Genomic DNA, 13,259 nt, shown 5'->3' on the forward strand with positions numbered 1-13,259 from the left:
ACATATGGAAAATTACGCCATCGCTTGGATATAATCGATGGCCTCACGGATGGGCGTCAAATCGCTGGAACGGACCAGATAGGCGTAATCGCCCATGGCTAGCCGGAAGGCGGGATCGATGGGACCATGGTGGCAGATTCGCTCTCCGAGGTTTTGCAGCACATCGCCATGAGGATGGACATAGGGTTTGCCCGTTTTCCGGCTGACGAAGGCGCAGTGGTATTTCCGGTCATAGCTTGCCGTAAAGCGGTTATGGACGATCACATTCGCCCATTGGGCGTAGATGTCGATGTCGTTGCCATAGTTGAACATATCCAGCGTAAAGCCGCCAGGCGGCCGCATGTTCACCTCCAGGGCGATGATGCGGCCGTCGATGGTCCGAAAATACTCGAAGTGGAAAAAGCGTTCCTTCACGTCAAAGGCGCCCAGTGTTTTGAGGCCCATCGCCTGCAGGTCAGGCGGGAGCTGTCTTAAGGAGTAGAAGGAGACATGGAGATCCTCGTTGACCGCCTCCATGACGCCTTGGTTGTATACGTGAGAGGTAAAGAAAACCGGATGGCCCTCCCGGTCGGTGAGACCGTCAAAAGAGCAGATCGTTCCTTCAACGAATTCCTCCAGAAGATAATCGACTGGCGGTTTATCAGAAAAAAACCGCGCCAAGGCGTCGTCATCGTCCAGGCGAAATGTTTTCGCCGCGCCAACACCGCTGTCCGGTTTCACCACGACAGGATAACCGATTCTATCGATCAGATCTCTTGCCGCTTCCACCGTAGGGATGAGACCGCCTTGGGCAACGGGAATGCCGGCGGCCTGAAAGATCTTTTTCATCTCCGATTTGCGTTTTATGTGCATGATATCTTGCACACCGATTCCGGCAACATTGAAGTCAGTGCGCAAGCGCGATTCGAAGACCAGCCAGTGTTCGTTCAAGGAATCGATGCGGTCGATCTTCCCGTAGCGATGGGTGAAATAACCGCATGCCCGCAATAAGGCGTCATAATCCTCCATGTCAGGAACCTGGCGATACTCGGTGAGGGCCGAACGCAGTTCCGGACGCAAACGCTCGGGCGACTCGTCGGCGATGGCGAGCACCGTGGCGCCTAACGCCTGCAGTTCGACACAGAAGCGATAGTAGTTCGGCGGGAAATGGGGCGACAGAAAGATGATGTTCAAGCCAACAACCTCCAGTCACCACTGATCATGCCCGCCAGGCCGAGGGATAATCCGGATGTGCCGAGGTCGATCCCGTAAACCATGAAAACGAAAACATAAAAACAAAACCGCCGGTGCCTGTTGTCCGGCGGCTTTTATGGTTAAAGGGGAATCACCCTTCCAGCGTCACGCAAGTCGTAGCCGCCCAGGGATTCCACCTCCCGGCGAAACTCTGCTGACTGTAAGATATCGATGATTGCCGGCTGGCAGTCATCATCCGGTAAAAAATTCAACAGCAGATCATACTGTTCCTGGGCGACGGGGATGAAGTCCAACCCCAATGCCAGCGCCGAAGCCCGCACGCCGAGACCCGTGTCGACGGTGCCTGAGGCGACGGAAGCGGCGACCGCCATGTGGGTGCCCACCTCTTTGTCATAGCCGGTGATCGCGGCGGCAGGTATCCCCGCTTTGTTCAGTTCATAATCGAGGAGCATCCGTGTTCCCGAACCACGCTGCCGGTTGATATAGGCGAGGTCAGGGCGGGCGAGGTCGCCGAATCCGGTGATGCCCTTCGGATTGCCCGGACGGACGATCAGCCCCTGTTCGCGCATGGCGAGATGGACCAGACCGCCTTTACGGTCAGGCAGATACTTTTTGACAAAAGGGATGTTGTAGCAGCCCGATGGCTCGTCCAGCAGGTGAATGCCGGCGATGTGGGCCTCCTTGTTCCGGATGGCCATGATGCCGCCCATGCTGCCCACATTGGCGCAGGAGAGAGAGATGTTATCCAGCCGGCGGCGCAGGAATAAGCCGAGCAGTTCCAGGGCTAGATCGTGGCTGCCCACGGCCAGTATCGTGCGGGCGGGCCGGTGTTTGCGCAACAGCGTGACCGGCAAGACCAGACCGGCAGGGAGGCCGGCGCTGCCCCGGTCCACACGAATGATGCCTTGCGCCTTGGTCAGCGAGGACATCATTCCGGCGCCCCGGCTCAACGGAGCGGCGATCCATCTCCCTTGCACATCGCCGATGGAGACGCGTACGTATTCCTCCATGCCGATGGTCGACGCCACCGTTTTTGCCAACGCCGCTTCCATCTGGGGTGGGGCCTGGGGCGGGAGTTTTTGCCGGGCCAAGAGGACATCGCGGACAAACAGCTCGGCCGTCAGCATGGCGGAAACGGGATAGCCGGGCAAGCCGATCACCGGTTTTCCCTGGCAGAGGGATAACACCACCGGTTTTCCCGGCTTGATGGCGACACCGTGCACGAGAACTTCGCCGATGGCGGACAGGACCTGAGCGGTATAGTCTTCCCGGCCTGCCGATGTGCCTGCGTTGATGATCACCATGTCGCTCTCGGCCAAGCTCTCGACAACAGCCTGCTGAATCGCCTCGCGGCGATCGCTGACGATGGTCTTGCGGACCGCCTCGCCGCCCCATTCGGTCACTGCCGCCGCGAGCATGTGCGAATTCACATCCAGGATCGCGCCCGGTTGCAGTTCCGCCCGGGTCGCCACGATCTCATCGCCCGTGGGAATCACGGCGACTTTCGGCTTTTTGATCACCGCCACCGTGTCCAAACCGGCCGCCAGCAAGGCGGCGATGTCCACCGGCGCGATGACATGGTGCTCCGGGATGACCAGTTCGCCGGCCACAATGTCTTCGCCGATGATCCGCACGTGCTGCCAGGGGGCGGCGGCGGCGATGATCTCGGCTTTCCCTTCGGCGATATGGACATCTTCGATCATAATCACTGCATTCGTTCCGTCAGGCATCGCGTCACCCGTGTCGACCATGTAGCAGCCGCCGGGCGCAAAGGGCGCGCCGGCGGGCAGCAGTGTCAACCGCTCTGGCGCCGTCTCCTGAGCGCCATACGTATCGGGGGCATAGACGGCGATGCCGTCCATGGCCGAGCCGTTGTAATGGGGCACCGATTGCCTGGCATAGACCGTGCGGGCGGTGACGCGCCCGAGCGCGGCCGTTACAGGCAACGGTTCAGCCGGCAGGCCCTCAAAATACCCGCTGTCACTCAATCTTTTCCGCCATAGCGCCTGCGCTTCATCCCGCTGCAGGCAATTCAGGTAGGCTTTATTTTTGCCCATCATGCGCACCATCCCTCTTTAATCGGCGTCGCCTAGAAGGAGCACCGGAACCGATTCCCCTTCGTAGACGCCGCTTTTGTCGGCCGGGATGTGCATGACGCCATCCGACTCGGCCATCCACCGGATGAGGCCCGATTTGCCGAAAATCGGCGTTGCCGTGTATCTCCCCGCCTCATGGGTTAGCCGGACGCCCACAAAATCATCCCGTCCCGGTGAAGAGGCCACATTGCGGCTGAGGGACGCCTGGACGACGCGCCGCTCCAAGGGCTTCTGGCGGCCCGAGAGCAAGCGCACGGCCGGCTTGACCAATTGTTCGCTCACGGTCATCGCCGCTACCGGATGTCCCGGCAAACCGAAAACAGGCTTGCCTTTGACCATGCCGAAGATCGTTGGCTTGCCCGGTTTGATGGCGATCCCGTGAAACAAGACACCGGGAGCGCCGAGGCCGTCGATGGCTTTGACAGTGAAATCTCGGGCGCCGACCGAACTGCCGCCCGAGATGACCACCATGTCACAGGCCTCCACCGCTTGTGCGAGGGCGCCGTAGAATTTTTCGTAACTATCGCGGACGATGCCCATCCGCGTCACCCGGCACCCCCACTCCGTAAAGAGGGCGCCCAGCGCATAGGAGTTGACATCCCGGATTTGCCCCGCCCGGACCGGTCCGTCGATTTCCACCAACTCGTCACCGGTGGAAATAATGGCGACTTCTACGGCTTTGCGCACCTGCGCGTGAGTGACGCCGTTGGCGGCGAGGAGACCGATCCGGGCAGGTGTGATTGTTTGACCCCCTTGGACGATGGGGGAACCGGAGGCGATGTCTTCCCCTTTGAGGACCACATTTTCTCCGGGTGCGATCATTTTGGCGATCAACAGTGTGTGGTGATCCGGCTGTTCGGCATATTCCAGCATCACCACGGCATCGGCGCCCACCGGCACCATGCCGCCGGTGGGAATGACAGCCGCCTGGCCGGGACGCAGCTCAATGTCCGTCGATTCCCCCATGAGCACCTCGCCGACGACGGAAAACAGCGATGGCGCCGCTTCACTGGCGCCGAAGGTGTCAGCGCTGCGCACGGCAAAGCCGTCAACGGTGGAGCGACTGAAGGGGGGGAGGTTCTCAGCGGCTGAAATCGCCTCTGCCGCGACGCGCCCCAGGGCGTCCACCAGCGGAACGCGCTCTGATGCGACAACGGCGCCGCTTAGTTCCTTGACGATGATCGCTTGAGCCTCCCGGAGGGGGATGCACTGGAAAAAGTCCACGGTGAATTCCTCATTTCTGCAGTAGGGTCGTCAAAAGGGTATGCCTCGATGAGAGATGATGTTTATTTCGAGAAAAACGGTGCAATCCCTGCTGGGTGTCGAGTTTCGTCGAAGGTGAGCGACTCGGCGTTGACGGCATCCCTTTCCGTGATATAATCTTGCAAATGAGAGGAGTGAAAACATGGAAGAATCCAAGCAAAAGGTGCGGACGAAGTTTGATGACAACGCCCGGCGCTATGACAGTCAACGGAAACAGTTGATTCCTTGTTTTGACGATTTCTACGGCATCGCCGTTTCGCTCGCCGCATCGGAAAAGGAATCCCCCAGGATCCTCGACATCGGCGCAGGAACAGGCCTGCTATCGTCTTTCCTAATGGAAAAATACCCGAAGGCGTCGTTCACACTGATCGATTTATCGGAAAAGATGCTGGAATTGGCGAAAGATCGTTTTGACGATAATCCCAATGTGACCTATCTCGTCGCCGACTATGCCAAATACCCCTTCGCGGAACCCTTTGATCTCATCGTATCGTCCTTGTCGATCCATCACCTGACCGATCCCGAGAAAGCGGCGCTGTACCGAACGATCAACAACATCCTGAACGACAAGGGGATTTTCATCAATGCCGATCAGGTGCTGGGATCGACGCCTTATCTGGACAAGATGTATGTAACCGATTGGAAGGCAAAAGTGGAAGCCAGCGGCTTGAGCGCCGAAGCCATCGCAGCATCCTATGAGAGGCTGAAGCTGGACATCTTTGCGCCCTTGGCGGATCAACTGAACTGGTTGAAGCAGGCCGGTTTTGTTGATGTTGATTGTGTGTATAAATACTTTAACTTTGTCGTTCTTTTTGGAAGAAAAGAGACAGCCTAACGATCACAAGACACCGCGCTCTAGTTTTTGACAGCCCCCCGCTTTTTGTGCTATAATTCACAAAAAGGGGAGTAGCTCATACCAGATGGTCAACAACCGTTCAATTTTGAACTGGTCTTCTGGGGCAATTTGCTGAGCAAGACCTTTGTTCTGATGCAATCACTCGGAACAAAGGTCTTTTATTGTCTTTGTTCTGGAAAGGAGGAAAAACAATGCAAGCGACCACGTCGCGTGATTTCTGGACGGCCGTTGACCAACGGAAACCCTATATCGAGGTGTCTGACGAATCGTTGATCCGGCGAATCCTGCTGAAGCACCACACTTTTCGGTTTTTTGGTCTTACCTTTTTGCTGACCGCCCTCGGCAGCGCCGTGGTAATTCCGCTCATCCTTTTCCGGTATATCCCAAGTGACAGTGATGTTTGGTTCCTTGAGGAAATGATTGACCTATTGGAACTTCTTGATTTTGATGTAGAAGTGGAAAATGAGGAGACCTTGTGGTTTGTCCGAAATTTTATGCGGACTTATGTGATGGTCTTCATTCAAGGGTGGCTGGCTCGCTTTTTTTATGTTCGAACCATTAACGGGAAGTATTCTCTCCGGCGGGATCCGGCCATCTTGTCGGTCGATCACAGGTTATCGCCGTACACCTCGCGGTTTCTCGGTATTCGCTTTTACCCGACGGTCCCACCGGCTTGTCCGGAGTGCGGTCAAGAAAGCGTTTCCGTACAAGGAATCCTCATACAGTGCGCTCATTGTCAGTGGGTAGGCTGGAAGCGCGGTTTGCACTAAAATTGCCTTCTCACTAAGGGTTAGGTGGGCAACTGTCGGTTCCACCAGGTGAGAAGAGGCGATAGGAAAGAGGTGGCTGAACGCAATGTCAACCACCTCTTTCGTCGTTTAAATGTTGAATATCGTTTGTTACTTGGACAAAGCGCCGACAGCGTCCCGGTAGGTTTTACCGATGGTGATCACGATGACAGTGAGAATCGCCGGGATAAAAATTTCCGGAAGCTGTACGGTTGCTTGCCAACCATGCAGGAAAGAGGCGACATACTGGTCTTCAATGATCATCGTGCCGGACGTCCAAGCGAGGATGCCTGATCCGACATAAACCAGCCAGGGATATTTGCGCATTACCGTTGCGAGCAGCGTGCTGCCCACCATAACAATGGGAATGCTGACGCCCAAACCGATGAAGAGAAGGACCAGATCGCCCTTCGCAGCGCCGGCAATGGCCAAGACATTATCGGTGCTCATGAGAAGCGCGGCCCAGATGATGGTATAAATCGCTTTTTTTAGGTCGGCCGAGGACTCTTCCTGTTCGCTTGCATCCTCGTCAGTGATGAGAAGCTTCAAGGCGATCCAGGCCAACAAGGCGCCGCCGACAAATTGAAACATGGGGATCTGAATCAACAGGGCGGCAACCGAGGTCAGAAGGAGGAGGAGCACAAAATAACCGCTTGTCCCCCAGAAAATCGCTTTTCTGCGAATCCTATCAGGCAAGCCCATCGTTGCCATTGCGATTACAACGGCGTTATCTCCGCTGAGGAGAAGATTGATGAAAACGATGTTCAGCAATGTTAAAATCGTTTGCCATGTCATCGGATCACACCCTTTCAAATTGTTTTCGATGGAGAGAATAGAAAAGTCTTAAGAATGCGCTTGTACATTTTAACGCATGCATAAGTGTTATGAAACCTTAAAATAGTGGGGGATATGGAGCGGCAAACCTCCCTTAGGTAATGAACCACTCGGAAGGAAACAAACAGGCCAGTGCCCATATCGGTGGAACATGGCCTGTATTGAAGAAAAAATGGAAAAAGACCCGCTCGTGACGCCACGGGCGAGTCGATATGGAATTTTGGCACAGATAAACTGTTCGCCTGTTACGCGCCGTAACCGTACCCAAAACCAAATCCAGTGCCAAGAATGGCGATGATGATGATCAGGATGGCCAGGGCGACGATGCTGTTACCGAAGTAATGGCCGCCGGTCCCGCAACCGCAAGAGTTGCCCATAACAGAACCCCCTTTCATCGAAAATGGTTCACAAGCATTAGTCGCCGCTGTAACCAAAGCCGACGATACTGGGATAGAAGGCGCCGATGATGATCAGGGCGATAACGAGACCGGCCACGACTCCAAAACCGGAACCGAAGAAACCGACGTTAGAACAACCCATTCGAGACGACCTCCTTTCATGGTTTCTACCAACAGGTTATGGCAAACTATGGAATTGGTTCCTCCTGTATGGCGCGCGCAGGTTTAGAAAAGCGAAGGGCTGATCCATTTCGGATCAGCCCTTCGGCATTGCCTTGATCACACCACGAAAGTGAAATACCTGGGCGGTTCATCGACTACAGCAAGGCCCGTAAAATGGCCTCCAGTTCCGCCTGTGACGCACGCCGAGGGTTGGTCAATCCGCAGACATCCTGCAGGGCGTTTGCTGCGAGTGTGGGGATGTGGCGTTCTTCGAACCCTTTCAGTTCGCAGAGGCGTGTCGGGAGCTTGAGTTCCTGTTGCAGGCGGCGGATCGCTCCGATGGCCGCGAGCGCCGCCTCCTGGGGAGGAGATACAGATGTGGCCGCCCCCATCGCTTCTGCGATGCGCCCATACTTGGCCGTCGCCGCCGGCAGGTTGTAGGCGCAGACTGCCGGCAGCAGGAGCGCGTTGCAGAGTCCGTGGGGAAAATTGTAGAACCCGCCCAGTTGATGGGCCAGGGCGTGAACATAGCCGAGGCTGGCGCTGTTGAAGGCGATGCCGGCCAGGTATTCGGCATAGGTCATCATCACCCGCGCCTGCATATCGTTTCCGTTGTAGAACGCCTGCGGCAGATTGCCGGCGATCAGTTCGATCGCTTTCAGCGCCTTGCAGTCGGTCACCGGTGTCGATTGAGTCGACACAAAGGCTTCAATGGCATGGGTGAGGGCATCCATGCCGGTCGCTGCTGTCAGTCCGGGCGGCATACCGGTCATCAGAGCGGCGTCATTGACAGCGATCAGGGGTGTCACATGCCAATCATCGATGGCCATTTTGACATGGCGCTTCTCGTCGGTGATGACGCAAAATCGGGTGACTTCGCTGCCTGTGCCGGCTGTCGTGTTGATCGCCACGAGCGGCGCCGCCGGTTGCTTCGATCTGTTTGAACCCACATAATCGGTGATCTGTCCGCCGTTCGTCGCCAGCAGGGCGATGGCTTTCGCACAGTCGTGCGGGGAGCCGCCGCCGAAAGAAACGAGGAAATCACAAAGATGGTCCCGATACAGCTTCAACCCCTGTTCCACGTTTTCCACGGTGGGGTTGGGCTTGACCTCTGTGTAAAGGAGATAGGCGATATTCAGGTTGTCCAGGACGTTGGTCAGCTTGTTTACCAACCCTGTGTCCGCCAGCACGCGGTCGCTGATGACGAGGGCCTTGCGCACGCGCATCGGTCGGATGTACTCGGCGATCTCATCCAGGCAGTTGACGCCGACGATGCTGACCGGCGGCATGAAATAGCGGTATACCTGTTTGTTCACTATCGGTCTTCCTTTCCGCCGTTCGGCACCCAATAAAATGATGTTGTTATAATCTTCACATTCTTTAGGGCTTCCTGATTTCCCTGTCGAAAGAAAGAGGTGGACAAGAAAAAGCGCGAATCGTGCAAAAAATGAACATTGATTGTTGATTTATGGGTTGGCTATCTGTCTTACCAGGACAAGGTCATGTTGTTTTTTCTTCGACCCATGAAGTGGCCGAGGTGGAGCCGATTCTCGACGGGGCGGTGATGGGCAACGGCCAATGTCGCGGTATGGCCGATGTGGAAGAACTCCGCGGGAATCTAGGTCTCGGCACCTTCGACTGTATGAAACAAAACATATAGTGAAACGGGAAGGGATTAAGTGATGTTGTGTCAAAAGAGTAGGTAAACAAACTGGAGGGAAAGGAAGGTCGTTGATGGGAAAGAACAAAAAGATCCTGTCTCTGTTGCTGGTTATGCTTTTGGTTTTTGGGGTTGTGGCGCCTGCCGGCGCGGTGGAACCGAAAAAAGCGTTACAGGATTATTTCATCGAAAGCATGACTCGAGACACGGCGGATGTCTACTCGGCCATGTCGAAGGGACAACTTCGAATCGAAAAAATCGCCTTTAATCCCCAGAAAAATGGCAAAACCGATTCCTTCAGTGAGGCGCTCACGGAGCATCTCAACAACTCGGTATTGGACTATAACATCTCCTTTGACATAAAAAACCGAAAGGCTCGCGTTTCCCTGCTCTTCTCGAATAGCCGGCTTAAGCTTCCGCTCATTTTCTACATAATGGAGAAGCAACTTATCGTCGATCTCGATTCGCTCCGCAAATCGGTGGCCCAGATCGATCCGGAGATAGCTGCTCAGCTCCCGGCGGATAGACAGTATCTCGTCAATACGTCCAAGGATGAAGAGGAGCTTTTTACATTTTGGAACGATTTAGAGAAAGCGCAGAAAGATTCGAAGCTTGATGCGAAGTCACAGGAAGCGGTTGCTGACATGATCGGTCTTCTTGTTACATCCCTGCCCGATAAGACCGTCAAGGTGTTTGATCAGCAGGACGTAGGGGTGCAGATCCGTCATGATGACCTGTTGCCGCTGCTGTCCTCGTTGATTCAGGTTGTCGCTGAAAATCCGGACAAAGTGAGCAAGTTCTATAACAACTGGAAAAATCGCTCTTCCTTGCCTGTGCAAAATGCATCGATAGATGAATCCTTGAACCCGGCAGACGTCAAGAAATCGCTGGAAGAGTTGCGAAAGGAAATGGATCGCTCCTTCCATCTCAATGAGTACACCCTCATCAAGGGGCCGAAAGAGGGAAATCGTTTCCGCAGCCTGAACCGGATCGACATCGAGATTTTTGACAACGGCGACAGGAGCACGGGGGGGCAGTTCTGTATCGAACTGGAAAACTGGGATGAAAACAATCCAACCTTTGACTTTTCCTTCCCGACCCTGACCGATTCGAATCAGATCACCTTTGAGGAATTAGATCGTCAATCTGCGAAAAAACGGTAAGCGTTACTGCCATATGATGAAAGCGCCTGCAGCCAATGACCTTAGCTGCAGGCGCTTTTTTAGAAGATGAAAGCAGGGTTTCGATGCGCTGCCTCTCCGCTCAGGCCTTTGATCCTAGTTTATTGCGCTAGATGTGCCACCACCGCAGTGAAAACATGACCGCCATGGACAAGCCCAATGTAGCCGTCACGTTGCTTGTCTTGTAGGCGACCAGTCCAGCCACCAGCCCTGCCAAAAGGTAATCGTTATGGAGAGAAAGGTCGATACGCCCAGCCGGCATCAGCAGCGCCGGCGCGATCAGGATGGTCAAAACCGCCGTGGGGACGTATTTGAGCCACTTTTCCAGCCAGGGTGGCATGAACCGGTAGAGCCCCAAGGCGCCAAAGCGGGTGAGAAAAGTGACCCCAGCCATGCCGGCGATGATCAGGAAGATGTCACTGCGCACTGGTCTTCCTCCCTTCCAGGTATGCGCCTGCCGCGCTGGCCGTCAGGCAGGCCACGATGATGTACCATTTTCCGGGGAGGAGGGAAGCGCCGAGGAGCGCCATGACAGCGGCGGTGGCGCAAACCTTGCGCTGGATAGGATCGGTGAGGCGGGGGATGAGCAGAACCAAAAAAGTGGCCGCCATGGCGAAGTCGAGGCCCCAAGCCAGCGGATCGGGAAACCGGCTTCCCAGCATCACGCCGGCGGCTGTCGAACCGAGCCAGGTGAGATACATGGTGGCGCTCGCTCCCAACTGGTAGGTGGCGCTATACCCCTTGTGGAGCATCCGGCCCACCGTCACCGCGTAGGATTCATCAACGAGACCGAAGGACAGCAGCGCCTGCATGGGCAAAGGCAGGCGGGACATGTGCGGCGCCAGGGACGCGCCCATCAGCAGGTGGCGCAGGTTGACAAGCAGTGTCGTCAGCACGATGACGCCCCAACCGGTGATCCCGGCGCCGATCATGGACATGGCCACAAACTGGGAAGCCCCGGCGAAGACAAGCGCCGACATCATCACCGTCTCCATTGGTGATAGCCCCGCCGTAGGTCCCATGATGCCGCAGGTGATGCCGAAGGGGATGATGCCCACCAGGATGGGCAGGGTGTCCCGCACCGCCAGACCCAACTCGCCGGCAGAGAGAACGACTTGGCCCAAGGCGACTGTTTTCTCCGTATCCATCCCATGTCCTCCCCAACGTTTTATTGGTATTCATTCTAGCTGGCAGGAAAACCAGATTAAATATCCAATTAACCAACTAACCGGTGAAATTGGATACCAAATGAGGTGGATGGAGAAATGGATGCCTCCAATTGGTTTTCTGACGCGAAATTGGACGCTCAATCATCAGAGCCGCTTTACCAGCAGATCGCCGATATGATCATCAAAAAAATCCGCCACCATGTCCTGGCCCCGGGAACGAAGCTGCCGCCGGAACGGGAACTGGCGGCTCTCTTTGATGTGAGCCGCACGACGGCCATCAACGCCTACCGGGCCCTGGAGCGGCAGGGCTGGGTAAGAACCCGCGTGGGCAGCGGCACCTATGTGGAGCGACATGCCACGGACAACGGCGGCAGAAGGGAAGCTGACGAGTTCAAGGGCGCAGCCCCCTTGATGCCATGGATGGAGTTGTTTGCCGCCCGTCCGCAGTCTCCCTTATCGACGATCCTGCGCGACCTCGTGGCGGCGCCGCTGGCAGAAGATAATATTGCCCTCGCTGCCGGGATGGCCGATCCGAATACTTTCCCCATCGCAACGATGCAGCGTCTTTTCGCGGAGCAGGCCGGCGAAACGGCGCCAAGCGATTTTGGTCACATACCGACCGAAGGCTATGGGCCCCTTCGCCATGCCATCGCCACAGGTTTGGCGGTCAAGGGGATCGATGTGACCGGCGAGCAGGTGATGACCTTCGCCGGTTCCCAGAACGGGTTGTACCTGCTGGCGCGGGTTATGTTGGAGCCGGGAGACTATGTCATCGTCGAAGCGCCTACATTTATCGGCGCTGTCCAGGTCTTTCAAGGCGCCGGGGCGCGCCTGCTCTCTCTCCCTGTCAGTGAAGGGCTCGACCTGGCGCTCTTGGAGGATTACCTGATCCGCTACCGGCCCAAGTTCTTTTATATCAACCCCACCTTCCACAACCCAACCGGCCGGGTGCTTTCGGAAAGGTTGCGCCGTGACCTGCTTGAAGTAGCAGCCCGCTATCGACTGGTCATCGTCGAAGATGATGCCTATAGCGAGTTATTCTACCACCAGCCGCCGCCACCACCGTTAAAAGCTGCTGACGGATATGGCGGCGTTGTCTACCTAAACACGTTTTCGAAATTGCTCTTTCCAGGTCTGCGGGTCGGTTACCTGGCCGCGTCACCGACACTGATCAACCGGCTGGCATTGGAAAAACAGTATATCGATCTCCATACAAGCAACATCAGCCAGTGGTTGCTTCATGGCTACCTCAAAAGCGGCGAACTGCCCGGCCATGCGAACCGAGTGCGGGCGCTCTATAAAAAACGCCGGGACGCCCTGGCCCAGGCGCTCCGGCAGTACTGCGGCAACGATTTGTCTTTTTCCATTCCTGACGGCGGCTTTTACCTCTGGTGCCGGATCGAGGGGCCCCTAACCGCCCGTGATCTGCTGCACGAAGCGATCAAAGGGGGGGTGTCCTTCGTGCCCGGTGACGCCTTTTACAGGACGCCGGAAATGGGGGGGCAGCAGTTCCGGCTTTGCTTCACCACTCACCCCGAACCCCTTCTGGCGGAGGCGGCGAGACGGATCGGCGATACATTGCGGCGAATGACGAAGACGAGGCGACCGGCGGCTGGATCGGTTGCGGTGCAACCGATCATTTAACCGATTGTTGGGTC

14 protein-coding genes are annotated in these 13,259 nt (G+C 56.2%); 5 read left to right on the forward strand and 9 right to left on the reverse strand.

Annotated elements, in window-relative coordinates; genetic code table 11:
* Positions 1-12: 12 nt before the first annotated feature.
* The 3 genes from GTO89_RS04720 to GTO89_RS04730 all read right to left on the reverse strand — a co-directional run bounded on the left by GTO89_RS04720 (position 13) and on the right by GTO89_RS04730 (position 4,514).
* Positions 13-1,173, reverse strand: coding sequence for an ATP-grasp domain-containing protein (locus GTO89_RS04720; RefSeq protein WP_161260913.1), 1,161 nt, complete (start codon positions 1,171-1,173; stop codon positions 13-15).
* A gap of 140 nt (positions 1,174-1,313) precedes the next feature.
* The gene (locus GTO89_RS04725; RefSeq protein ID WP_235920233.1) at positions 1,314-3,254 is read right to left on the reverse strand and encodes a molybdopterin biosynthesis protein; all 1,941 of its coding nucleotides are present in this window, start codon (positions 3,252-3,254) and stop codon (positions 1,314-1,316) included.
* A gap of 15 nt (positions 3,255-3,269) precedes the next feature.
* On the reverse strand, positions 3,270-4,514 hold the full coding sequence (locus tag GTO89_RS04730) for a molybdopterin molybdotransferase MoeA (protein ID WP_161260914.1): 1,245 nt from the start codon (positions 4,512-4,514) through the stop codon (positions 3,270-3,272).
* A 181-nt stretch (positions 4,515-4,695) separates the two neighbouring features.
* Here GTO89_RS04730 and GTO89_RS04735 point away from each other — a divergent pair, with 181 nt between their 5' ends.
* On the forward strand, positions 4,696-5,388 hold the full coding sequence (locus GTO89_RS04735; RefSeq protein WP_161260915.1) for a class I SAM-dependent methyltransferase: 693 nt from the start codon (positions 4,696-4,698) through the stop codon (positions 5,386-5,388).
* Positions 5,389-5,600: 212 nt separating this feature from the next.
* On the forward strand, positions 5,601-6,179 hold the full coding sequence (locus GTO89_RS04740; RefSeq protein ID WP_161260916.1) for a hypothetical protein: 579 nt from the start codon (positions 5,601-5,603) through the stop codon (positions 6,177-6,179).
* 129 nt (positions 6,180-6,308) lie between these two features.
* Here GTO89_RS04740 and GTO89_RS04745 read toward each other — a convergent pair whose 3' ends face one another.
* From GTO89_RS04745 to GTO89_RS04750, 4 genes are all read right to left on the reverse strand, one after another.
* Positions 6,309-6,992, reverse strand: a complete 684-nt coding sequence (locus tag GTO89_RS04745) for a TerC family protein (protein WP_161260917.1) — start codon at positions 6,990-6,992, stop codon at positions 6,309-6,311.
* A gap of 284 nt (positions 6,993-7,276) precedes the next feature.
* Complete coding sequence (locus GTO89_RS17600) at positions 7,277-7,408, reverse strand: hypothetical protein (RefSeq protein ID WP_268894612.1); 132 nt, start codon at positions 7,406-7,408, stop codon at positions 7,277-7,279.
* 37 nt (positions 7,409-7,445) lie between these two features.
* Positions 7,446-7,571 (reverse strand): hypothetical protein, encoded by a 126-nt coding sequence (locus GTO89_RS17605; protein ID WP_268894613.1) that lies wholly within the window; start codon positions 7,569-7,571, stop codon positions 7,446-7,448.
* A gap of 175 nt (positions 7,572-7,746) precedes the next feature.
* A complete protein-coding gene (locus GTO89_RS04750; RefSeq protein ID WP_170294385.1) occupies positions 7,747-8,880 on the reverse strand; it encodes an iron-containing alcohol dehydrogenase in 1,134 nt (377 codons plus the stop codon).
* A gap of 248 nt (positions 8,881-9,128) precedes the next feature.
* Here GTO89_RS04750 and GTO89_RS17610 point away from each other — a divergent pair, with 248 nt between their 5' ends.
* Positions 9,129-9,251, forward strand: a complete 123-nt coding sequence (locus GTO89_RS17610; protein WP_268894614.1) for a hypothetical protein — start codon at positions 9,129-9,131, stop codon at positions 9,249-9,251.
* Between the two features lie 74 nt (positions 9,252-9,325).
* Positions 9,326-10,414, forward strand: a complete 1,089-nt coding sequence (locus GTO89_RS04760; RefSeq protein ID WP_161260919.1) for a hypothetical protein — start codon at positions 9,326-9,328, stop codon at positions 10,412-10,414.
* A gap of 127 nt (positions 10,415-10,541) precedes the next feature.
* Here GTO89_RS04760 and GTO89_RS04765 read toward each other — a convergent pair whose 3' ends face one another.
* A complete protein-coding gene (locus GTO89_RS04765) occupies positions 10,542-10,859 on the reverse strand; it encodes an AzlD domain-containing protein (protein ID WP_161260920.1) in 318 nt (105 codons plus the stop codon).
* Positions 10,849-11,580 carry an AzlC family ABC transporter permease gene (locus tag GTO89_RS04770; RefSeq protein ID WP_161260921.1) on the reverse strand — a complete coding sequence of 244 codons (732 nt, stop codon included), beginning with the start codon at positions 11,578-11,580 and terminating at the stop codon, positions 10,849-10,851. The genes GTO89_RS04765 and GTO89_RS04770 overlap by 11 nt, the downstream gene beginning before the upstream one ends.
* A gap of 117 nt (positions 11,581-11,697) precedes the next feature.
* Between GTO89_RS04770 and pdxR the strand changes: the two genes are divergently transcribed.
* Positions 11,698-13,245 carry a MocR-like pyridoxine biosynthesis transcription factor PdxR gene (gene pdxR, locus GTO89_RS04775; protein ID WP_161260922.1) on the forward strand — a complete coding sequence of 516 codons (1,548 nt, stop codon included), beginning with the start codon at positions 11,698-11,700 and terminating at the stop codon, positions 13,243-13,245.
* Positions 13,246-13,259 lie beyond the last annotated feature (14 nt).

Origin of the sequence: Heliomicrobium gestii, assembly GCF_009877435.1 — a bacterium.
Taxonomy (GTDB): domain Bacteria; phylum Bacillota; class Desulfitobacteriia; order Heliobacteriales; family Heliobacteriaceae; genus Heliomicrobium; species Heliomicrobium gestii.